The sequence below is a fragment of the Pleomorphochaeta naphthae genome, from assembly GCF_055396005.1.
Genome location: NZ_AP042457.1, coordinates 830,630 through 853,131, shown reverse-complemented (window position 1 = coordinate 853,131; position 22,502 = coordinate 830,630). Strand labels below are relative to the sequence as shown.

Below are 22,502 nucleotides of genomic sequence, written 5' to 3'. Positions count from 1 at the left end.
AGTAATTAATACCAGTGTATTTTAAATCATCCATAGCTACTAAAATTAGCCTTTAATATAATAAAGAAAAACTAATGCAACATATTAATCAGAATTTTGTATCAATCCACTTTAATCTGTATCTTTATACTTATTAGTCTACTCTAACTTTAAAAAAAAATAAACTAAATAATATAAAAGCAAGAAATATTTTTTAAAAGATTAATGTAGAAAAATGTACTAATGTGTAATTCTAATAAAGTTATATATATAAAAATGTAGTTTTTATTTCTAAGATTGCCGAAAATACAATTTTCTTCATAAAATATACACAAAAAATATTGATTAAATTTTTCAAGTATTATAGGTTAGTACATTTTTTTTAATATAACCTGAATCCGTATAGAATACAAAATAAGTAAAATATATCAACATATGTATAGTAAATTATAGACTAAAAAAGCCTCTTATGTTACAATTAAATTATCACAAAAAACGTAACAGGAGAGGCCAAATGATTGATTTTGATTCTACAACAATTACACTAGAGAGTAAAGCAGGTTTAAACTTAATTTCTAAAATTTTAACATTTGCAATGATGAAAGTTAATGATAATGCTGAATATGATTTGGATACCCTTAAATCTAAAAGTCTTTTAGAAAATGAAACTATATATAAAACCTTAGTTGGTTTAAACTCTATGGGATTTACTAATTTTTCTGATGTAGAGCAATTTAGAAATAATGAAGTATTTAAAGAATGTTTAAATCTTAAATTCACTCCTGCTCAAGAAACACTAAGATTGTATTTAGAGAAAGAACGTAGTGCAAATTTTATTGAACATTGTAATTTAGTTAATATTGAATTACTAAAGAAAGTTTCTTTCCCATGTGAAAAGATAAGTGAAAAATATATTCCATTAGATTTTGATGTAACACCTATGATTAATCCTAAATGCAATAAAGAAGAATGTTCTAGAACATATAAAGGGGAAGATGGGTTTGCACCACTTATGAGTTACTTAGGCTCTTATTGTATTGGAGCTGAACTTAGACCTGGAAAACAACATTCTCAAAAAGATTCAATACCGTTTGTTCAAAAGGTATTGGATAATGCTAAAGAGATACTTACTTTAGAAGATTATAGTAAAGTGTTGTGTAGATTTGATAGTGGTCATGATAGTGTAGAAACTATTAATGTACTTGATAAAAATAATGTTAACTTTATTATCAAGAAAAAATGTAGAAGAAACGACTATTCACAAGATTTATTAGAAAGAGCTAAATCATTATATGATAAAAAGATATCATATGATTATAGACAAACAACTGTATACTATGGTTATTTTACCCAAATGTATCCAGTAGGAAAAGAAAATGTTACAAATAAGGCTCAAATAGCATTTAAGATAAAAGAGATTTATGAAGATAAAAAAGGTAATATATTATTATTTCCAGAAATAGAAGTAGAGCTTTATTGGACTAATTTAATTGAAGATGCAATAACAGTAGTTAATCTATATCATGACCATGCAACAAGCGAACAATATCATAGTGAAATAAAAACTGATTTAAACTTTGAAAGATTAGCATCTGGTAAATATAGAGTTAATGAAATGTTATTAGCGGCTATTACTAATGCTTATAATATTTTAAGAATAATTGGGGATATTACATTATTAAATCAATTCTATTTACCTGAAGGAACTAAGGGTAATAAAGATAGAATTAGAATGAAAACAATATTAAGAGATATTATTTATACTAGTGCTAGATATATGAGAAAAGGAAGAAGTAAAGTGCTTCGGCTCTATAAGAAAAATCCTTGGACAGAGTTATTATTACGAATTGATAAATTTATTAACATATATTTTCCACTTTTCATTTAATACTCAATAAAACTAAAGATAAAACAACAGAAACAATACTTCTAATATCAATTAGAAGATTTTAGTATGACTGAAAAAAGTGATATTTGAAAAAAAATTAAAAATATTATTCTTCCTTCTATTAAAATAATGGAATAAAATATAAAAATAGAAATAAGTAAAACAAATAGATAAGATAAAATCCGTACAACAAAATAATTCACCTAAAAAATAGCCAAAAATTAGCTAGATTTATCAATTATCAAGATTTATACGGATTTAGGTATAAAGTATAGATAAGGATAAATGAACAAGTATGAATGATAGTTATTACAATACAAAGTCAAAAATATCAAGATTTTATAAAATTGAATTAAACACTCTTATAAAATCACATAAATTTTTTCTCCCACTAATCATACTTACATTACTTTCCTTATTAAGTATCAATAATTTATTGGGTAATGAGAAAGAAATAATGAGTACTAACGAATTATTTTTTCTTGATATTTTTACAGCACCAGTTGTTTTTGCAACCCCACTATCTTTTATCCTTTCATTTATAATTCCTCTTTTCTCTTTATTAATTGGATTCGATAGTTATGCAGATTTAAAAATCAATAAAAATGGACTTCAAATTAGAAATGAAAATCTATTTGTAGCCAATATATTAGCAACTATTACATTTTTTTCTATTATTTTTTTCTTAGTTTTTGCTTTTATAGCTATTACTGCTTCAATTGTTTTTACCTCTATTATTATGAAACATCAATTTATTAGATTTTTCCTATTTTACCTATTAACTATTTGCTATGCAACAGCATGGTACATAGCCGCTTTGTATCTTTCTTTAAAAGCGAAGAATAAGATAATATCCGCCCTTATTTATATTTTAGTTTTTTTATTTTTATTACTTTTATGGAATCCTTTAATGTATTTAATAAGTGCTATGATAACTAATACGAAATTAGGGGAAGAAAACCTTTTCTTCTTTTTATCTACTCTTTCAATTTTTACAATATATAATGCTACTTCATTCGGACTTTTAATAATAGATTCAAATATTATACGTCATCCCCTAAATTTTAAATTACTACCTCTAACTAATTTTAAACCTCAAAATCCATTAGAACCTACTATGCCACTGCTTTTAGGAAATATTCTCCTTTTATTTTGTATGATTATATTCTTAACAACTTTGGGGTATATTTTAATACAACGGAAAACTGATAATAGTGATTTTCAACTATTTACAACTTGATTTATAAAGATCTAAAAACTTATTTAGAAATAAAAATCTCTAAGCTATTCACTGAGAATACTTAGAGATTTTAATATAAAATTATAATTTATAATAATTAAAGTTTTATAATACCAAATACATTTGCCAATGAACTTAATAATATAATTATCAAACAGATAGCATCTAAATATTTGATAAAGAAGTTATACATTTTCTTACGTTTAAATTTAGATGAAATCTCAACTTCTTTTGCAATTTTATCTAAACCTACAAATCTTAATATAAGATACAAAGTTGCAAGAGCTGCAATTGGCATCATAATTGAATTAGTAAGGAAATCAAAAAAGTCTAAGAAAGACATTCCAAAAATAGTAATAAAGTCTAAGACATTAAAACCTAGGGCGGAAAGAGATCCTAGTATAATTATTATAATTGTTATAACTATAGTGCTTTTTTTCCTACTCCAACCAAATTGATCTTCACAAGTTGATGCACTAGTTTCTGCAAGTGAAATTGAACTTGTGATTGCAGCTACAAACACCAATAAAAAGAAAACAAACCCAACAAAGCCACCTAAGCCCATGCTAGCAAATACTTTTGGTATTGTAATAAACATTAATGATGGGCCAGCATTCAAAGTCGTAGGTTCACCTGAAGAAAAGGCAAATACGGCTGGAATTATCATAAGACCTGCTAAAATAGCAACACCTGTGTCGAATATTTCAATCTGTGCAGTTGATGCTTCAATATCAACATCTTTTTCAAGATATGATCCATAAGTTATCAAAATACCCATAGCAATGGAAAGAGAATAAAATAACTGCCCCATTGCAGCAATTACAGTCATCAACGATAACTTACTAAAATCAGGAATTAAAAAATATTTTACACCTTCTAATGCCCCTTCTCTAGTAACAGAATATATTGTTACAATTAAAGCCAACACTAGTAATAAAGGCATTGTTATCTTTGATACTCTCTCAACACCTTTTTTAACTCCAAACATTACTATTAGAGTAGTAATTAATGCGAATATTATAAAATAAAATTCAACAGAACTTCCTGTTGTAACAAAGTTTGTGAAATAATTTTCATGGGCCACACCAAAAGTGTTACCTTTAATATACTCGACTAAATATTTCAAAACCCAACCACCAATTACACAATAATAAGGTGCAATAATAATTGGGATAATTGCATTTATCCAACCGCCGATTTTTAGAGACTTATTATTACCAAAACTTTGATAAGCTCCAACAGGGCTTTTTCTCGTCATTCTACCTAAGGTTGTTTCTGAAATTATTAAAGCATAACCGAAGGTAACCATTAAAACTAAATATACTAAAAGAAAAGTTCCTCCACCATATTTAGCTGCTAAATATGGGAATCTCCATATATTACCAAGTCCAACTGCAGACCCCGCTACAGATAAAACATAACCCATCTTTCCGGAGAAAGTGCTTCTAGAGGAAGAAGTTTTTAATTCATTTTTTTTCAAATTGCTCATTCTTATCCTTTTTTCTCTAACATTAAAATAAAATCTTGACTAGACTATCACTTCAGGGAAATTACAATCAAGTATTTTTGTTATAAAAAGTAGAAAATAAGGCAAATTTGTATGTATTATAAAATAATGATGGCTACATCGAGATAAAAAAACAAAAGACACTAATTAAATATATAAAATATTTACTACTATTTTTTAATAATTGATTATAACTACTAAAATATATAAATGAAGAAGTTAATAATATATAATAAAATATCCCAAGTTTACTCGTTTAGTGGTATAATATTACTTATGAAGAGAAGATTAAGATTTGATGGTTTATGGTATCCTAGTGATAAAAATGAATTAGATAAACTTGTTCTATTTAATCCAATAAAAGATAATAATAGTGTATATGGTGTTGTACCTCATGCAGGCCTATCTTATGCTGGAAGTTTGATAAAACTTTTTTTCTCAACACTTTCTATAGAAATTGATAAAATAATTTTACTTACCCCATCTCACTACTATTCTTTAGAAAATGATGTAGTTGGAAGTGGGAATTTTTCATCTTTTGAAACTAGCTATAATGAAATTGAGGGTTTTACTCTCCCTATATTTAAAAAAGGCTATGAACAAGTTACAAGTGATGAACATGCTGTTGAAATGATTTTACCCTACATAGCACAAAGGAGAAATATTAAACTTTGTTGTGCACATATAAACAGATTTACTGATGTAAATATTGCAACAGATTATGCTAAACAAATTCTTTCTATTACAGATGAAAAGACAACAGTATTAGCTAGTAGTGATTTTACTCACTATGGTCCTAATTTCAGATATACCCCGTATGGAAATATTATCAACGATGAGATAGTAAATAAAGTTACAAATTATGATAAAGATATTGCAAATCAAATGTTAAATGGTGAGGGGCATGCAGCATATATAAAAGCAATAAAAGATCATGCCACAATTTGTGGAATAGCTCCTATGTTAATCGTAAGTGAAATGGCTCGATTAAAAAATATGAAAGGTAAAATCCTAGGTCAATCAAACTCACTCAACATTCCAGCTCTTGAGAAAAACTTCGTTTCATACATTTCTATGTGTTGGAGGAGATAAAAATGACAGACAAAGACAAAAATCTTCTTTTACTCTTATCAAAAAATACAATAGCAAAAAGCTTAGGCTTAGATTATAAAAACATTGATGCTTCTCATTTAAATGAAGAGAGAGGAGCCTTTGTTACCTTAAAGTTGAAAGGGAATCTTAGAGGATGTATTGGGTATATATTTGGAATTAAACCTTTATATCAAGAGATAATAGACTTATCATTAGATGCTGCTTATAAAGATTATAGATTTCCTCCATTAACAAAAGAAGAATTTCCTTTTATAGATATAGAAATCTCAGTATTAACACAGCCTAAACCAATTAACACACTAGATGAATTTAAATTATCTAGAGATGGTATAATCTTAATAGTAAATTATCATAAAGCAGTTTTTCTACCCCAAGTTGCAGATGAAACAGGATGGACAAAAGATGAAATGCTTAAAGCTCTTTCTAGAAAAGCTGGATTAGATGAAAATGCTTATAAAAGAGACGATGCTAAGTTTATGACATTTACTGCGGAGGTATTTTAAATGTACTGCAATTTTTGTTATCGCCACTGTAACATAAAAGAAGGGGAATTCGGATTTTGTGGCACACGTCAAGTAAAAAATAATAAATTAGTTAGTCCAAATTATGGATTATTAGAAGCTATAGCAATAGATCCTATTGAAAAAAAACCTCTATATCACTTTTTACCAGGAAGTAAAACATTATCAGTTGCTGAAGTTGGTTGTAACTTTAAATGTAGCTTTTGTCAAAATTGGCAACTATCTCAAAAAAAAGAAAGCTCAAATACCCAATTTATTTCACCACAAAAGTTAGTTGATTTAGCACTCGAATATAAAGTGCCATCTATAAGTTTTACATATAGTGAACCCATAGTTTGGCAAGATTATGTAATAGATACAGCTAAGATAGCTAAAAAACATAATTTAAAAACAATTATGGTCACAAATGGGAGCTTTTCAAAAGAAGCAAGAGAAACACTCTCCCCTATTATAGACGCGTTTAATATAGATTTAAAAGGTGATAGTAATTATTACAATAAAGTATGTGTTGGAAAAATAGAACCAGTTCTTGATGGAATTAAATATTTAATAGATTCAAAAAACCATGTAGAAGTTACAACCCTACTCATCGAAGGCATACATACAAGAAAGATAATAAATACCTTAGCTAAAACTCTAAAAACTTATGGAGTTAAAGTTTGGCATTTAAGTAGATTTTTCCCAAATTACAAAATGAATGATTACAAAGCAACTAGTGAAAACTTTCTTTTAGATATGATAAATATCGCAAAAAATAATAGAATTGATTTTGTATATGGTGGAAATTCAACTAATGCTAGCCCAACCATTTGTCCAAATTGTAAAGAAATATTAATTCCAAATCATCTTAACTCAAATTATATTGAAAATAATTTAAAGATAGAAAATGGTAAGTGTAAATTTTGTGGCACTAAAATTTATGGATTATTTTAGTTAACCACAAACAATTAAAAAAAGGAAAAACTTTGTAAAAAAGCTAAGTTCTTTTTTTAAGTCTTTCAATCAATTCAGGATTGTCATCAAAAAACTGTTTTTGTTTAATTATGATATTTTCATAACTCTTACTAATTTTAGGTAAATACTTCTCAAAAATGTTTACTACAGCCTTTCCTTCATTAGCTAAAAAAAGCGTTAAAGCCTCATTCACATTAACAGGATCCACATTAGAATCAAAACTTAAATAAGATTCAATCAAATCAATTTTATTTTTACTAAAAGTATCATAATCTTGACTATATTGTGCTTTTAGGTTTTTAAAATTACGAGCTATTTCTTTCTTTTTACTACTGTTTATGTCCTTAGCCCATTTTGAAAGTTCTTTTGGAATAATAATAGAATCAAGATCATCAAGTTCATTTACAAGGGCATTATAAGCTTTTTTTTGATTAATATTTACAATGGGTTCATCTAAAAATTGTCCATAAATAACTGAAATAACTTCTCCAAAATCTCCTGGAAAGATATTTTGTAAATTTATATTATTTATATTTGTTCCTTGATTACATTGATATTTACTTATATTACTTATTAAATCATTATTATTTATAAAATTTTTTAAAACATCTATTGTTAAATTTAATTGCAATAAATCATCTTGTAACTGATTTACTTTTTTTGAAAAAGTTGAATACACGTTATTTTCATCCGATAGACACAGTTTTATTTCCTCAATTGAAAACGATAAGCCTCTTAACGTTTTAATAAGCATTAATTGTTCAACATTTTCTTGAGAATACTTTCTGTACCCATTTGCAGCTACTTTTGATTTAAACAAACCCACATTTTCATAATACCTAATAGCTTTTTTAGTTAATTTTGTTACTTGTGCAACTTCTGAAATAGTCATAATCATAACTCCTATAATTGTTATTTAATTAAAGGATACAGATTCCCCTAAGGGAACAGTCAAATGATTTGGTGAAATATTTTAAATAAACATCAAAATAGGAATAATTTATTTCAAAATAAAAAAATAATTGTAATTTATTCCCTTAGTTATCTTCATCATAATCTTCACTCCAATCTAAATATCTATCTCTAGACCAAACATAATATTTAATTAATAGCCAGTTTATAATTTTTTCATCATAGTATTCACTATCATAAGAGTTATCTGACCACTCCATATATTTTTCATAATCTACATGAGAAGGATTATTAATTACCTCTAAAAAATGTTCATATCCATCGACACCACCCACATCTTCAGGAGGACAAGCTCTCTCTCCGCCAACACAAAAAACTTCTAAATCAATATCCCTTTTATAATTAGTAGATTCAACAATTATTTCATGATCCCATAGGTTGCCAAAATCATAAATATAGTTAAAAGTTCTACCTTTTCTTTTTACAAGTTCATTCAATCTAAATTGAGAACTAAAAAGAATTAAATTCTCATCATTAGGATCTAAGAATTCAGAATATCTTGATTTACTAATTCTAAATTCATGAATATGTCTATCACTCCATCCCATAATAATTTGAATTACATCATGTAATCTATCTAAAGTAATATCACAAGGAACTACAAATTCTCTCCAAATTGAGGGAGTTATACCTAATAAGGAGACTTTTAATAAATAATATTTTCTTTTCAAAACAAGTAACCTCACATCTTAAATTGATTATTAAATATTAATAGTGAGAATGAAAAATAAGAATTAAAGACTCTAGAAATATTTAAATACTCTTTAACTATAAAAGAAAATTAAGTAAAAAGCTATTTAATCTTTTTTTTTATATCATAATTTTTTGTTCAAATTTTTTATATAAAACAAAAAACCAACATACAGAAGTAACAATAGCTAATATACAAAATATGAATTTAGTTTCCATCATATATTTTGTTAACCAAAAAGATGGGAATATCGCTGCAAAATACTGAAAATTACTTTTAACAAGAAAAGCAATTGGAAGACCAATGAACATTAAGATGGAAAGCTTAGCTACTGCTAACGCTTCAACCTTATTTGATGCAACAGATACAATCAATAAAGCTGCAATAATTGAAGAGAGAGATCCTAGGGAAGAAAGAATATAAATATTAATAAAAGTTAATGATGTTAAAGAGAAAAATGTTAAGATGATAATACTATATATTATTGCAAGGAAGGGTATAATTGCTAATCGTGAAATCAAGTACCAAATTTTTCCAAGTGGGGTAACAACTAAATATCGAGAAATACCATGGTCTGATTCATCTATTAATACCATAGCTCCTGTAAATGCAAACATGGTTGGTATGACTAATATCAAAAGCAAATCAAAGAGGGGATAATATGGTAACAAAACTTCAATTTTACTAAAATAACCACATAAAAACTTTTCTATGACTGGAATAACAAATTTAAATAACAGGCCCATCAATATTGGCACAAATAAACAAACATATAAAATGAAATCTGCTTTTACTGCCCGAAAATAAAGATTTGTTGATTGAATTAATTTATTCAAACCTCACCTCCTATTCTCTTAAAAGAACACTTTGCAATCTTTAAACATATAAAGAAGATTAAAATCAACCAAAAAAACAGGATTATAAAACTAATACTGATAGGTAATTGAATATTTACATTTGCAATCAACATCAAAGAGAGAACTCCAGGATGCAATAACCAAATAGAGGATTTAAGTACATTAAAAAAGAATAAAAAAGAAGGAATAAAAATCACGATTTCAAAAGGAATTGCAATTATCATAAATTGATTTACAGTATCAGATTTTAATGCTGCAATTAAACCACATAAAGAAAAAATACAACAAGTTAAGAATATAGTAACTATCAAAATAAAATAATGGTCTAAACCTGCAACAATTGATAAAACAAAAGCGACAGAAAGAGCTATAAAAGATAAAGAAATAATCTTTGCAATTATATAAGAGCTTAAATTTAAAGGAGATACATACAAGGAGTGATGAATATTTTGACTTTTTTCTAATAAAAATAGAGCTCCCATGAAAAAAAGGCCCATAGCCGCTGGATCTGTAAAAATAAGAAAAGAGGCAACAGCTTTTTTTAAATTAGAACCAAGTAAAACTATAATTATTGAATAAACTAAGCTAAAAATAAAATATAAAAAATAAAAACCATATTTAAATTGAAATTTTATATCCCATTTTGTCAAATTAATTATTTTATTCATACAAGTTCCCTTCCAGTTATTTTTTTAAAAATATCTCCTAGATTAGGTTCACTTGAATGGATAGTTAAAAGTCTATTTTCTTTAATTATCTTAATTAAGGAAAGATCATTTTTAATATTAAGTAAATTAGTAGTCGAGGTAAGCTCTTTACCCTTTTCTAAATAAGAGTATTTTATAGTTGAAGCACCTTGTTCCATAATCAAATTATGGGGAGAATCAAGAGCTTTAATCTTTCCTTTTACAATAAAGGCAACCCTATCACATAATCGAGTGGCATCTTCCATATTATGAGTAGTAATTATAATAGTTTTTCCTTTTTGTTTTTCTTTTAAAATCAATTCTACTAGAATCTGACTAGTATTAGGATCTAGACCATTTGTTGGTTCATCTAAAAAAATATATTTAGGATTATGCATTATTGCTTTTATAAAGTTTAGCCTACTTTTCATACCTTTTGAATAGGCACTAACTTTTTTATCTCCATCATTTAATAATTCTACAGACTCTAACAATCCATTAATTGATCTTTTCTTCCCCTTATAAAGGGATGCAAAAAATTTTAAGTTTTCTTGAGCAGTCATTTTTTCATATAATGTAGAGAATTCAAAATCAATACCAATATTTTCATAAAATTCATTTTTATGATTTTTGACCTCACAGTCATCAATTTTAATTGAACCTTTATAATTTGTAATCAACCCAATCATTAATTTTTGTAAAGTGCTTTTACCAGCACCAGAAGGCCCTAAAAATCCAAAAATTTCACCATTTTTTACTTCAAAAGACATATTCTCAATAAAGGAATGCTTAGAATAGCTAAAAGATAAATTATCTATTTTAATCATAAGCTTCCTCACCGTTATCTAAAAACTGTAATACTACACCACGAATTATTAGGCGTAGAGCTTCTTCAAATTTTCCACCTAAAATTTCTTTATTTAAAATTATAATTATCATACTTTGAAAAGCTGTTGAAAAAACTTCTTTGTCTTTTCCCTTAGCCTCTGGAATTATTTTAATTAATTCTTCAGCCATATCTTTATCTCTTTCATTATGGTCAGCTACTAATTGAGTAGGTAATTTACGCATTAATAACTCTAATTCATTATTTTTCATAATTTTCATAAAACCAGAATTCATTGCCTTTAAACTAATCTCATAAAAAGCATCAGTTAATATTTCACAAGTCATATTACTAGCATTAGCCTTTATAATTGATAAAAATTCATCTTGAATTTGATTGTGAAAATCCATGAAAACTTCATAGAGAAGAATTTCTTTAGATTTATAGAATAGATAAAAAGTCCCTTTAGCTATATTTGCACGTTTTACTATCTCATCTACAGTCGTTTTCTTAAATCCATATTCTCTTATACAGCCCAATGCTGCATTTTGTAGTTTTTCTCTAATATATTCCTTTTCACTATTACTAAAAGATTTAGGCATCTTATACTCCTATAAAACTATTTGACTAAAAATATCTTTTTAGTCATACTAAAACAAAAAGAACAATTTAGCAAGGAAAATAATAAGATATATGCATTTTTTCTAGTTTTAACTAATATTTAAAAGAAATATCAAAAAAATTTTAATTTATAATAATATAAGGTATAATAATTTATAATTGAGGTTTAATTGACATGAAAGTATTACATACTAGTGACTTACACATAGGAAAAAATTTACATAAACACAGAATTAATTTTGCTCATGAGCATTTTTTTGATTATCTAATAGACAAAATAGTAACAGATAAAATAGATTTACTTTTAATAAGTGGAGATATTTTTGATACATCTTATGTAAGTGTAGCAACACAAAAAGTCTTTTATAATTTTCTAGAAAGATTAGCTAAAATAGAAACATTGAAAGATACTGTAATAATCAGTGGAAACCACGATCTAGCTTCCATGCTTGATTTAGCATCTCCATTTTTAGAAAAGCATAATATTCATATAATAACCTCAATAAACATTGAAGATCAGATACTTACTTTAAAAGATAATAACATCCCCTATTGCAATATAGTTGCTATTCCCTTTTTGAGAGAAAAAGACATAAAACCTAACTTAGAGTCAGATAACATCATAGATATACAAAAAGAATTAGAAAAAGCTTTAATTAATCATTATAAAAAAGTAGATGAATATATAGAAGCAAACCTAGACTTATCTCTTCCAACCATTTCACTAATGCATCTATTTGCTTCAGGAAGTAGCACAACTACAGAAATAGAAGGCGAAAAGCACAGAGATATTTATGTTGGAAAACTAAAAAGTATCAATGCAAATAATTTTCCCAAAAATATAGATTATTATGCTCTAGGTCATATTCACAAACCTCAAATTGTAAACAAAGATGAAAGAATAGTTTATTCAGGCTCCCCTATTAGTTTAAACTTTGGAGAAAAAACTCCTAAACAATTAATTGAATTAACATTCACTGATAAAAAGTTTACAAAGAAAAAAATAATTTTACCTAAATTTTTAAATTTAGAGCAAATTACAGCTTCCAGTATTGAAGATATCCAAAACCAATTAAAACAAATAGATATTGAAAAGAAACCAGATTTCAAAGAAGACCCTATCTTTCTTGAGATTATTTATAACAGCAATACTATCGAAAGTTCTATAAATGAAAAAATTGAGGACTTTGTTAACCAGCTAAACAACAATTTTAAAATCTTGATAATAAGATTAGAAAGTAAAATAACAATAAGTGAAACTAATAATAAAAAAGTGTCACTAGAAATGTTAACTCCAAGACAAATTTTTAATATGACATTTATTGATAATGATACTAATAAAATTGAAGATGAAGAGGTAATTGAATTATTTGATAAAGTAGTTAATGAAGTAGAGAGCGAGGCAGAGTAAATATTATGAAGATACACAATTTAAAATTTGAAAATATAAATTCATTAAAGGGAAAATGGGAAATAGATTTCGATAACCCAGAATTAACAAGAGAAAACATCTTTTTAATAACAGGAAAAACAGGCAGTGGTAAATCTTCTATCTTTGATGCTATAACCTTAGCACTATATGGCCAAACTTCAAGACAAGGCAAAATAACAGGATCTACAAATGAATTAATGAATAAACATAGTGGAGAGTGTTCTGCTGAAGTTACTTTTTCTACAAAAGGGACTAAATACATCGCAACATTTAAACAAAAAAGAGCTAGAAATAACCCAAGTGGGAACTTACAAGGGAAAAGCCAATCCTTGATTAATTGTAAGACTCAAAAAAATTTAGTTTCAAAAACTCAAAAATTAGAAGATGTTGTAGAAAAATTAATAGGATTAAATTTTAATCAATTTAGCAAAACTGTAATGCTAGCACAAGGAAGTTTCGATAAATTCTTAAAAGCTGATGATAAAGAAAAAGCCTCAATCTTAGAACAAATAACAGGAACTCAAATCTATACTGAAATAAGTAAAAGAGTTCATGAACACAATAAAGAAGAAAATCAAAAACTTGAGACTTTAAAACAAGTTATTGGAGGCATAGATCTCTTAGATCAAGATGAAATTAAAGAAAAATCTAATGAAATTGAGGAAATAGAAAACAAAATCAAAGAAACAGATAAGCAAATTAAAGACATTGAAAACATACTCTCCTACTACTCTAAACTTGAAGATATTAAAAGAAAAGAAGAAAATTTATTTAAAATACAAAATGAAATTGATTCAAAAAGAGAAGAATATAATTCAAATAAAACTAAAATTGAACTATATAATAAAGCCTTACCTATAATTAATTTACACAATGAAACTGAAACAATTAAAAAGACAAAAAAAACTTGTGAATGTGATTTGACTCAATTAGAGAACTACAAAAAAGAAAATATTATAAAACAAAAACAACTAACTAATGAAAAAGAAAAGCTTGAAAATGAAAAAGCTATAGAAAACAAGAAGCTTAAGGAACTTACAACTTTAATTAAACAAGTTAGAGAATTAGATTCTGATATTGAAAAGGAAAAATCTAATTTATCAATTGCTTCGTTAAAATTAGACAACAAAAATAAAGAGATAATAGCTACAGAAAAAAAGATTGAAAAAGATATAAAAACTTTAGATGAAAAAAAATTAGCTCTATCAAAAACTCAAGAATATTTAGAGAGTAATACACAATTATCAAAATATATAAACAATCAAGAAGAAATTTTAACTAGCTTAGATAAATATATTGATATAAATAAGGAAAAAAGTCGCCTAGAAGACCTATTAAAAACAGAAGAGACTAACACTAAGGTCTACAGTGATAACTACAAGGCAAAGGAAGAACTTGTTAATAAATTATCTAAAGAAATTCAAGACTATAGAGAGGAAATAAATAAATTAGGCTTTGATGAAGAATCTCTTAATAAACTTCTTTCTGAAATAAATGATAATAAAACTATACTAAGAAAAAGTATAGAAAACTATAAAACCTATTATCTAAGGGAAGAAGAACTGCTAAATTATGAAAAATCTCTTTCTACAAAGCTATTATTAGACAAAGAAAATACGACTAAGCTAAAATATACTGAAGAATTAATTGAAAAACAAAAAGAAATTATTGGTTTAAAGAGTTACACTCATTTATTAAAAGATGGATCTCCTTGTCCTCTTTGTGGATCTAAAGAACATCCAAATATTTTACAAGCAGATAATGTTAAATTAACACAATTAAAAGAAAACTTTGCAAGTCTACAAACAAACAAGGAATCTTATCAAAAAGAGATTTCTAAAATAGAATCAAATATAACAAAACTTAAAATTCAACAAGATGAAATAAAAAAGTCGTTAACTAATGAAATTATAATATCCATATACTCAAAAGATAGTTTTGAAGAGTTGATTAATAAAGAAATTGAAAATTTAACAAAAGAAGAGGCAAAGCTAAATGATATAAAAAGTAAGTTAAGTAAATTACAATCCAATCTTACTAATAAAGAAGCTTTATTTATTGAAGAAAGAGCTAATTTAACTATTGCTAAATCAAAAAAAGATAGTAATGAAATAAATATTAGAGAATATAAAGAAAAAATAAAAAGGAATATAAAACAATTAGAAGGAATTTCATCAAACTTAGATAGTTTTATTATTTCTAAAACATATAGAGAATTATCTACCCTTTTAACTCAATATACTAGTAATAAAACATTAAACATTAGTTTAACAAGTGAAATTGAAACTTTAAAAAATGAAATTAAACAAAACAAAGAAACTCTCGAATCATTAAAAAAAGACAAAGCTGAATTCAAAAAAGAAAAAGATGAAATCAATAAAAAATTAACTCAGCTAATAGATACAAGATTTTCGATATTTGAAGATAAAAATTGTGAAAGTGAAAATGAAAAGCAAAATAAAATAATTGAAAACATAATTATTCAAATCGAAAAAAACCGAAAAACTATCTCTCCTATAGAAGAAGAACTTATTAAAGTAGAAGAAAATATAAAAACAAAAGTCGAAACGCTTAACGACCTAAAATCTAATTTGGTTGATTTGGAATTAGAAATCAACGATAAATTGTCCTCAATTGGTTTTAAATCTCTAGAGGAAGCTTTAAGTTATAATTTACAACAAGAAGAAATAACTCTATTAAATGAAGAAATCAACTCCTTTGAAAAAGATGAAATTCAATATAAAACTCTCCTAAAAGAAATATCTTCTTCTAAAAAAGAGCTAGAGACACAAAAAGTAGATTTAGACAAAGATACTGCTACAGAGAAACAAATAGAGCTAAAAATAGTTCGGGATAACTATATATCTGAAAAATCAAGACTTAAAACAATATTAGAAACTAATGATAAAAATAGAGAAAAATTTAAAGCCCAGGAAAAAGAACTAAATAAACAGAAGCATATAACTGAAAAGTGGGGAATTTTAAATAAAGCTATTGGTAGTCATGATGGAAAAGCGTTCAAAACAATAGCACAAAAAATCACATTAGATTATTTAATTTATAACACAAATCAAAAGCTTTTAGAATTATTTCCTCGATATGAATTATATAGAATGGAAGATAAAGATTCTTTAAGTCTAGGTGTAATAGATAAATACAGTGCTGCTATAAAAAGACCAGTTAGCAATCTATCTGGAGGTGAAACCTTTATAATATCTTTCTCTCTAGCCCTAGGTCTAAGTGATTTATTAAATAAAAAGGTCAGTATCGAAACTTTATTTTTGGATGAAGGATTTGGTACACTTGATGAAGAAACACTCACTAGTGCTCTAGAAGCAATTGATAACCTAACTAAAGATGGTAAGATAATTGGCTTAATATCTCATGTAGGTTTACTTCACGATAGAATAAGATCACAAATCAAAGTTGAAGAAAATGGAGATTCTACCTCTTCTCTATCAGGTCCAGGTGTAAGAAAGCTATAAAATGTTTTTAATCAAATATCGATAAAAATTTGTTATAACAAGTTAATTTATCGATATTTTTTTTATCTATTCAAATATCAAAATAATTGGATATAACATTTGTATAAAAAATAGTATATTAATAAAAAGTGCATATTAATACTTATCATTTTTTTGATATAAATTATTATATTATATTACTTTAAAAATACTAATTTTAATCTAAATTCTTAATATACATAAAGTTATTAAATTTTCCTTAAATATAACAGATATTAATTTTTATATTTTTAATAAAAATATTTATATAAAAACAATTGCATATAAATTAAATATAAATTGAATATACATATTTTATGCAATCAAAAATATTATAGTCCATTTTTTTTGTACTTACTTTATATAAGTAAGAACATTTTAAATTAAAAAAATTGTGATTTTGCTTATAAATCCCCTATTTACGCGATTTACAAGGAGTTATTTTAATAAAAATTATCTAGACAAAAATAGAAATTGAGCATATAATTGAGCAAACCAGATAAAAAAGAATAAGGAAACCTACCATGAACAACTCGCCATTTACGCTATGTAGACTAAAGAACAAGGAACAAATGAGCTTTTATGTCATGTATAGAGATCCAATAACAGGCAAACGTGGAACAAAGAAGAGTATAGATAAATTAAAAAAAAGATTAAATTTAGGATTTGAACACGTATCTAGGCTTGATGAAGCAATGAAAATAGCACAAAAAGCTTTAGATGAGGGACTTATTTTTAACTCTATAAAAGAATTAACTTTAAAAAAATATTTATTAAACTTTTTTGATTTTAATAAAAGCCCATATTTTACTAGAAAAATATTATTAGATAAGGATTCAATCTCACCTGATTATGTTTCTACACGTAGAAATGCAATAATAAAACATCTTTTACCTTTGATAGATGATAATTTTTTAATAAGCAATGTGACTTTACAATTTCTTGAAGACATCCAAACAAAACTCATTTATAAAAACAAATTAAGTTCTACATCAATAAATCAATTGATGAATTCACTTTCACAAGCATTGGAGTATGCAAAAAAAGAGAATTTGCTTTCTATATCACAAGCTACAAGAGTTGAGGCAATAAGGAAAAATATAAAAGTTAGAGGGATCTTAAGTAATGAAGAAACAAAAAATTTAATGAATTATTTAAAACAAAGTGATGATAAAAAAACTTACTTAGCTGTCTCCTTAGCCCTTATTACTGGAATGCGTAGTGGAGAGCTTAGGGCACTAACTACAGATCAAATAAAAGATGGACTAATAGTAATTGATAGAGCCTATGCTAATATAGCTAAAACAAAAATACCTAAAGGGAAAAAAAGCAGAATAGTACCTTGCCCCAATCATCTTTGTGAACAATTAATTCAATTAGCTTCTCAAAATCCAAATTTAGATAGCAACATCGTTTTTTGGAGCAAAAAGAAAGGTAAAGTCATTTCTTCTCATTATTTTAACACTAAATTTACAAAAGCAATCATTGACTCCAAAACTCTAAGTGAAGAAGAAATTAAAAATAGAAATATATCCTTTCATTCACTTAGGCATATGGCAAACACCCTTCTGAGAGGTAGCGTTGATGAATATATCTTAAGACTTACAATAGGTCACTCAAGTGAACAACTTTCTAATATATATTCACATATTGAAGACTCTGCTTTAGAAAGTATTAGAAAAGCTCAAGAGAAAAATATATTACCATTTATTTCATAATATGAAATATTTATTTAATCTGTATGACAGACCAATCTTTAGCTAAAGTATCAAAAGCAACTTTTGCATATATTCTTCAATTTAAACTTAGGGTATATTTTTCTCAAATATAACTAATAATAGCTTTTATGCTAATTAAAGTTATTTTTTCAAAATGTTTACTTAATTATTTTATTTTAATATGGTATTTTAATTTTATGGAAAATTTAATTACAATTAATCATGCAAGTGTTAGACGAAATAATAAATACATATTAGATGATATATCTTTTAATATAAACAAAGGTGAACATACTGCAATCTTAGGACCCAATGGAGCTGGAAAATCTACTCTTTTGAATGTATGCTCAATGGAAATACATCCTCTTTGGCGTGAAGATTTAGTAGTAAAAAGATTTAATTCTTCAACAATTTCTAAAGAAAATCTTAGAAAACATATTGGAGTCGTATCTCAATTAATATTTAACATGTGTAATACAACTTATTTAGTAAAAGAAGTTGTCGCTAGTGGTATTTTTTCTTCAGTTGGATTTGATTTTCACCACCATGTTACAGATGAACATTGGAAATTAACAGATGAAATATTGAAAGATAATTATTGCTTGCATTTAGCTGATAAAAACATGAAAGCTTTATCGACTGGAGAAGCACAAAGAGTATTATTAGCTCGTGCTTTAGTTCATAAACCAGAATTACTACTCTTAGATGAAGCAGCTACTGGATTAGACTTTCCATCTAGAAGTCACTATCGAAATGCATTGAAAAATGCAATAAATAAAGGTAACACTATAGTAATGATTACTCACGAATTATCTCAAATTCTACCCGAAATAAATAGAATTGTTTTAATGAAAGATGGAAAAATCTATAGAGAGGGACTAAAAGAAGACCTATTAAACGAAGAAGTTTTATCTGATCTTTATGGACAAAAAGTATATGTAGCACAAAAAAATGGAATTTATTCAGCCTGGTGTTAATATACTTTTTATAAATAATTATTCATTAATTATTCAATTTTTACTATAATATATTGTTTAAATGTAAGAATCTATGTTATTTTAAACTAATCTTTTCTATTCGGAGGAAATATGGAAAAATATAAAATAAACACAAAATGTATCCAAAGTGGTTATGATCCAAAAAATGGAGAACCTCGCCAACTTCCAATTTATCAAAGTACAACATACAAATATGACAGTTCAGCTGAAATGGCCCAACTTTTTGATTTAACAAAAGAAGGTCATATGTATACTAGAATATCTAATCCAACAGTAGATGCTGTTGAAAAAAAGATAGCAGATCTTGAAGGTGGTATTGGAGCAATGTGTACTTCCTCCGGACAAGCAGCATCTTTAATTTCTGTATTAAATATTGCTGAAGCAGGAGATAACATAGTTTCTTTAGCTACAATTTATGGTGGAACTACTAATTTATTTAGTGTAACATTAAAGAAAATGGGAATTGAAACACGATTTATTACATTAGATATGAGCGATGAAGAAATTTCAAATCTCATTGATGAAAAAACCAAACTATTTTTCGCTGAGACCATTGCAAATCCAGCTTTATATGTCTTAGATATTGAAAGATATGCTAAAGTGGCACATTCACATCATATTCCCCTAATTGTTGATAACACCTTTGCAACACCTATTCTTTGTAGACCCTTTGAATTTGGAGCAGATATCGTTATTCATTCAACAACAAAATACATGGATGGACATGCTGTTGTAGTTGGTGGTGTTATTGTTGATTCTGGTAAATTTGACTGGAGTGTAGATAATAAATATCCTCAATTAACTGAACCAGACCCATCTTACCATGGTGTTATTTATACAGAAAACTTTAAAAATGCAGCATATATTGTAAAAGCAAGAACCCAACTAATGAGAGATTTAGGCTCCACTCCTCAACCAATGACAGCATTTTTATTAAATCTTGGTCTTGAAACACTGGCTCTAAGGATAGAAAGACATAGTCAAAACGCCTTAGCAGTTGCACAATTTTTAGAAAAAAATGATAAAATCGAATATGTAAATTATCCAGGTTTAAAAAACGATCCTTCTTACGAAAGAGCTCAAAAATACTTATATAAAGGTTATTCAAGTGGTGTAGTATCCTTTGGTATAAAAGGAGGTAGAGAGAATGCTCAACTCTTTATGGATAGCTTAAAGTTAGCAAAAATTGTTGTGCATGTTGCTGATGCTAGAACATGCGTCTTACATCCAGCCTCAACAACACATAGACAATTAACAGATACTCAATTAGTAAATTGTGGAATAAAAGCTAACTTTATTAGACTTAGTGTAGGAATTGAAGATATCGATGATATTATTTTTGATATTAAACAAGCTTTAGAAAAGGTGAACTAATGCCAATACGTATTCCCAATAATTTACCAGCAAAAGCAATTTTAGAAAATGAAAACATTTTTATAATGGATGAGAATAGAGCTTATTCTCAAGACATTCGTCCACTTAAAATTGCTCTAATAAATCTAATGCCGACTAAAATTAGTACGGAGACTCAATTATCTAGATTATTAGGGAATACACCATTACAAGTTGAATTAGACTTAATCCATATGTCTACCCATAATTCTAAAAACACTAGCAGTGAACACCTTCTCTCTTTTTATCAAACCTTCCCTGATATCAAAGATAACTATTACGATGGGATGATAATTACTGGAGCACCTGTTGAAAATCTTGAATTCTCAGAAGTTAATTATTGGGATGAACTTTGTGAAATAATGGAATGGTCAAAAAAACATGTTCACTCTACACTACATATATGTTGGGGAGCTCAAGCTGGTCTATATTACCATTACAATATCAATAAGATTCCTCTTAAGAAGAAACTTTTTGGAATTTATAAACATAGAGTAGTTTATAACCATCCAATTCTCTTAAGGGGATTCGATGAAGTATTCTGTGCCCCTCATAGTAGACACACAACTATTAGTACATTAGAAGTACAAAAATGTCATGAATTAAAAATCTTAGCTTCCTCAAAAGAAGCTGGAATTTATGCTATATCAAGTGATAAAGGAAAACATATTTTCATAACAGGGCATAGTGAATATGATAGAGATACGCTAAAAGAAGAATATCTCCGTGATAAAAATAAAGGTTTAGATATTCAAATACCTGTAAATTATTTTCCAGATGATGATCCAACTAAAACACCGATTGTAAGTTGGAGAAGTCATGCTAATTTATTATTTAGCAACTGGTTAAACTATTTTGTATATCAAACAACACCTTTCAATCTAGAAGAGATAGAAAAAGATTTTTAACCAATCAAGTACCCACAATCGACAATAATACATTGTCCATCAATTGCATCATTTTGAGATAAAAATAAAACAGTACTTGAGACATTTTCAACTTTTACTGTCTTTTTCAAAACAGATCTTTCAAGAAACATACTAAGAACAGGATTATTAGGATCATGTAGATAATCAGCTTCTATTAAACCAGGTGCTATTGAATTTACCCTAATTTTTTTAGGTGCTAATTCAGCTGCTAAACTTTTAGTATATGAAGTTATAAACCCTTTTGATCCATCATAATGGGCAGTTTCACCAAAACCTGGATGGAAGGCATTTGTGGAAGAAATTGTTATAATCGAACTATTTTGATTCATTGAATTAACAGCATGCTTAACAGTTAAAAATGTCCCTTTTATATTAATATCGATTAAGTTATTAAAATCACTTAAATTTAAATTTTCCTGTTTTGATAAAGTAAAAATACCAGAAACAATAACTAATAAATCAAGATTCTTAATCTTTTCAAATAAGGCTTCAACTTGATTTTCATATCTTATATCTACTTTGTGAGCAACACTATTAAATTTATTTGATAATTCTAAAGCTTTTTTATCATTGCTTGTATAAGTAAAATTAACCTCATATTTATTAGATGTTAAAGTCTTAACAATATCTTGACCAACATTACTAGTCCCACCAATAACTAAAGCTTTCATTATT

The 22,502-nt window shown here is 26.7% G+C and carries 19 protein-coding genes; 11 read left to right on the top strand and 8 right to left on the bottom strand.

The window, feature by feature from the left end; all coding sequences use genetic code 11:
* The first annotated feature begins 493 nt into the window (after positions 1-493).
* Positions 494-1,867 carry an IS1380 family transposase gene (locus tag ACZ5SO_RS03955; protein ID WP_464624711.1) on the top strand — a complete coding sequence of 458 codons (1,374 nt, stop codon included), beginning with the start codon at positions 494-496 and terminating at the stop codon, positions 1,865-1,867.
* 457 nt (positions 1,868-2,324) lie between these two features.
* Complete coding sequence (locus ACZ5SO_RS03950; protein WP_464626944.1) at positions 2,325-3,107, top strand: hypothetical protein; 783 nt, start codon at positions 2,325-2,327, stop codon at positions 3,105-3,107.
* A gap of 97 nt (positions 3,108-3,204) precedes the next feature.
* Here the strand turns inward: ACZ5SO_RS03950 and ACZ5SO_RS03945 are convergent, their stop codons facing one another.
* Entirely contained in the window at positions 3,205-4,596 is a 1,392-nt protein-coding gene (locus ACZ5SO_RS03945; RefSeq protein WP_464626942.1) for a sodium-dependent transporter, read from the bottom strand.
* Positions 4,597-4,890: 294 nt separating this feature from the next.
* On the opposite strand from ACZ5SO_RS03945, the gene amrB reads away from it, so the two are divergent.
* From amrB to amrS, 3 genes are read left to right on the top strand one after another with little or no spacing between them, the layout of a single operon-like run.
* A complete protein-coding gene (gene amrB / locus ACZ5SO_RS03940; protein ID WP_464626940.1) occupies positions 4,891-5,706 on the top strand; it encodes an AmmeMemoRadiSam system protein B in 816 nt (271 codons plus the stop codon).
* A 2-nt stretch (positions 5,707-5,708) separates the two neighbouring features.
* The gene (gene amrA, locus ACZ5SO_RS03935) at positions 5,709-6,230 is read left to right on the top strand and encodes an AmmeMemoRadiSam system protein A (protein WP_464626939.1); all 522 of its coding nucleotides are present in this window, start codon (positions 5,709-5,711) and stop codon (positions 6,228-6,230) included.
* Positions 6,231-7,181, top strand: a complete 951-nt coding sequence (amrS, locus tag ACZ5SO_RS03930; protein WP_464626938.1) for an AmmeMemoRadiSam system radical SAM enzyme — start codon at positions 6,231-6,233, stop codon at positions 7,179-7,181.
* 43 nt (positions 7,182-7,224) lie between these two features.
* On the opposite strand, the gene ACZ5SO_RS03925 is transcribed toward amrS, so the two are convergent.
* The 6 genes from ACZ5SO_RS03925 to ACZ5SO_RS03900 all read right to left on the bottom strand — a co-directional run bounded on the left by ACZ5SO_RS03925 (position 7,225) and on the right by ACZ5SO_RS03900 (position 11,836).
* Positions 7,225-8,094, bottom strand: coding sequence for a MerR family transcriptional regulator (locus ACZ5SO_RS03925; protein ID WP_464626936.1), 870 nt, complete (start codon positions 8,092-8,094; stop codon positions 7,225-7,227).
* 145 nt (positions 8,095-8,239) lie between these two features.
* Positions 8,240-8,845, bottom strand: coding sequence for a plasmid pRiA4b ORF-3 family protein (locus ACZ5SO_RS03920; RefSeq protein WP_464626934.1), 606 nt, complete (start codon positions 8,843-8,845; stop codon positions 8,240-8,242).
* 139 nt (positions 8,846-8,984) lie between these two features.
* Positions 8,985-9,701, bottom strand: coding sequence for a hypothetical protein (locus ACZ5SO_RS03915; RefSeq protein WP_464626933.1), 717 nt, complete (start codon positions 9,699-9,701; stop codon positions 8,985-8,987).
* Complete coding sequence (locus tag ACZ5SO_RS03910) at positions 9,698-10,390, bottom strand: hypothetical protein (protein WP_464626931.1); 693 nt, start codon at positions 10,388-10,390, stop codon at positions 9,698-9,700. Before ACZ5SO_RS03910 ends, ACZ5SO_RS03915 begins: the two co-directional genes overlap by 4 nt.
* A complete protein-coding gene (locus ACZ5SO_RS03905; protein WP_464626929.1) occupies positions 10,387-11,235 on the bottom strand; it encodes an ABC transporter ATP-binding protein in 849 nt (282 codons plus the stop codon). Before ACZ5SO_RS03905 ends, ACZ5SO_RS03910 begins: the two co-directional genes overlap by 4 nt.
* Positions 11,228-11,836, bottom strand: a complete 609-nt coding sequence (locus ACZ5SO_RS03900) for a TetR/AcrR family transcriptional regulator (RefSeq protein ID WP_464626927.1) — start codon at positions 11,834-11,836, stop codon at positions 11,228-11,230. The genes ACZ5SO_RS03905 and ACZ5SO_RS03900 overlap by 8 nt, the downstream gene beginning before the upstream one ends.
* 194 nt (positions 11,837-12,030) lie before the next feature.
* On the opposite strand from ACZ5SO_RS03900, the gene ACZ5SO_RS03895 reads away from it, so the two are divergent.
* The 6 genes from ACZ5SO_RS03895 (at position 12,031) to metA (ending at position 21,806) form a co-directional block, all read left to right on the top strand.
* Entirely contained in the window at positions 12,031-13,266 is a 1,236-nt protein-coding gene (locus ACZ5SO_RS03895) for a metallophosphoesterase family protein (protein ID WP_464626925.1), read from the top strand.
* Between the two features lie 5 nt (positions 13,267-13,271).
* The gene (locus ACZ5SO_RS03890; protein ID WP_464626924.1) at positions 13,272-16,772 is read left to right on the top strand and encodes an AAA family ATPase; all 3,501 of its coding nucleotides are present in this window, start codon (positions 13,272-13,274) and stop codon (positions 16,770-16,772) included.
* 542 nt (positions 16,773-17,314) lie between these two features.
* Positions 17,315-18,508: a tyrosine-type recombinase/integrase gene (locus ACZ5SO_RS03885; protein WP_464626923.1), complete on the top strand. Its 1,194-nt coding sequence runs from the start codon at positions 17,315-17,317 to the stop codon at positions 18,506-18,508.
* Positions 18,509-18,705: 197 nt separating this feature from the next.
* Entirely contained in the window at positions 18,706-19,485 is a 780-nt protein-coding gene (locus ACZ5SO_RS03880) for an ABC transporter ATP-binding protein (RefSeq protein ID WP_464626922.1), read from the top strand.
* 111 nt (positions 19,486-19,596) lie between these two features.
* Positions 19,597-20,880 carry an O-acetylhomoserine aminocarboxypropyltransferase/cysteine synthase family protein gene (locus ACZ5SO_RS03875; protein WP_464626920.1) on the top strand — a complete coding sequence of 428 codons (1,284 nt, stop codon included), beginning with the start codon at positions 19,597-19,599 and terminating at the stop codon, positions 20,878-20,880.
* A complete protein-coding gene (gene metA / locus ACZ5SO_RS03870; protein WP_464626919.1) occupies positions 20,880-21,806 on the top strand; it encodes a homoserine O-acetyltransferase MetA in 927 nt (308 codons plus the stop codon). Before ACZ5SO_RS03875 ends, metA begins: the two co-directional genes overlap by 1 nt.
* Here the strand turns inward: metA and ACZ5SO_RS03865 are convergent.
* Positions 21,803-22,498, bottom strand: coding sequence for an SDR family oxidoreductase (locus ACZ5SO_RS03865; protein ID WP_464626917.1), 696 nt, complete (start codon positions 22,496-22,498; stop codon positions 21,803-21,805). The two genes, metA and ACZ5SO_RS03865, sit on opposite strands and share 4 nt — an antisense overlap.
* Positions 22,499-22,502: the final 4 nt, after the last annotated feature.

Bases quoted from the DNA above. Each gene is read 5' to 3' on its own strand.
- ACZ5SO_RS03890 (WP_464626924.1), top strand. From the start codon at position 13,272: ATGAAGATACACAATTTAAAATTTGAAAATATAAATTCATTAAAGGGA.
- ACZ5SO_RS03905 (WP_464626929.1), bottom strand. From the start codon at position 11,235: ATGATTAAAATAGATAATTTATCTTTTAGCTATTCTAAGCATTCCTTT.
- ACZ5SO_RS03885 (WP_464626923.1), top strand. From the start codon at position 17,315: ATGAACAACTCGCCATTTACGCTATGTAGACTAAAGAACAAGGAACAA.
- ACZ5SO_RS03945 (WP_464626942.1), bottom strand. From the start codon at position 4,596: ATGAGCAATTTGAAAAAAAATGAATTAAAAACTTCTTCCTCTAGAAGC.
- metA (WP_464626919.1), top strand. From the start codon at position 20,880: ATGCCAATACGTATTCCCAATAATTTACCAGCAAAAGCAATTTTAGAA.
- ACZ5SO_RS03880 (WP_464626922.1), top strand. From the start codon at position 18,706: ATGGAAAATTTAATTACAATTAATCATGCAAGTGTTAGACGAAATAAT.
- ACZ5SO_RS03865 (WP_464626917.1), bottom strand. From the start codon at position 22,498: ATGAAAGCTTTAGTTATTGGTGGGACTAGTAATGTTGGTCAAGATATT.
- ACZ5SO_RS03910 (WP_464626931.1), bottom strand. From the start codon at position 10,390: ATGAATAAAATAATTAATTTGACAAAATGGGATATAAAATTTCAATTT.
- ACZ5SO_RS03950 (WP_464626944.1), top strand. From the start codon at position 2,325: ATGAGTACTAACGAATTATTTTTTCTTGATATTTTTACAGCACCAGTT.
- ACZ5SO_RS03900 (WP_464626927.1), bottom strand. From the start codon at position 11,836: ATGCCTAAATCTTTTAGTAATAGTGAAAAGGAATATATTAGAGAAAAA.
- ACZ5SO_RS03875 (WP_464626920.1), top strand. From the start codon at position 19,597: ATGGAAAAATATAAAATAAACACAAAATGTATCCAAAGTGGTTATGAT.
- ACZ5SO_RS03895 (WP_464626925.1), top strand. From the start codon at position 12,031: ATGAAAGTATTACATACTAGTGACTTACACATAGGAAAAAATTTACAT.
- amrB (WP_464626940.1), top strand. From the start codon at position 4,891: ATGAAGAGAAGATTAAGATTTGATGGTTTATGGTATCCTAGTGATAAA.
- ACZ5SO_RS03925 (WP_464626936.1), bottom strand. From the start codon at position 8,094: ATGACTATTTCAGAAGTTGCACAAGTAACAAAATTAACTAAAAAAGCT.
- ACZ5SO_RS03955 (WP_464624711.1), top strand. From the start codon at position 494: ATGATTGATTTTGATTCTACAACAATTACACTAGAGAGTAAAGCAGGT.
- amrA (WP_464626939.1), top strand. From the start codon at position 5,709: ATGACAGACAAAGACAAAAATCTTCTTTTACTCTTATCAAAAAATACA.
- amrS (WP_464626938.1), top strand. From the start codon at position 6,231: ATGTACTGCAATTTTTGTTATCGCCACTGTAACATAAAAGAAGGGGAA.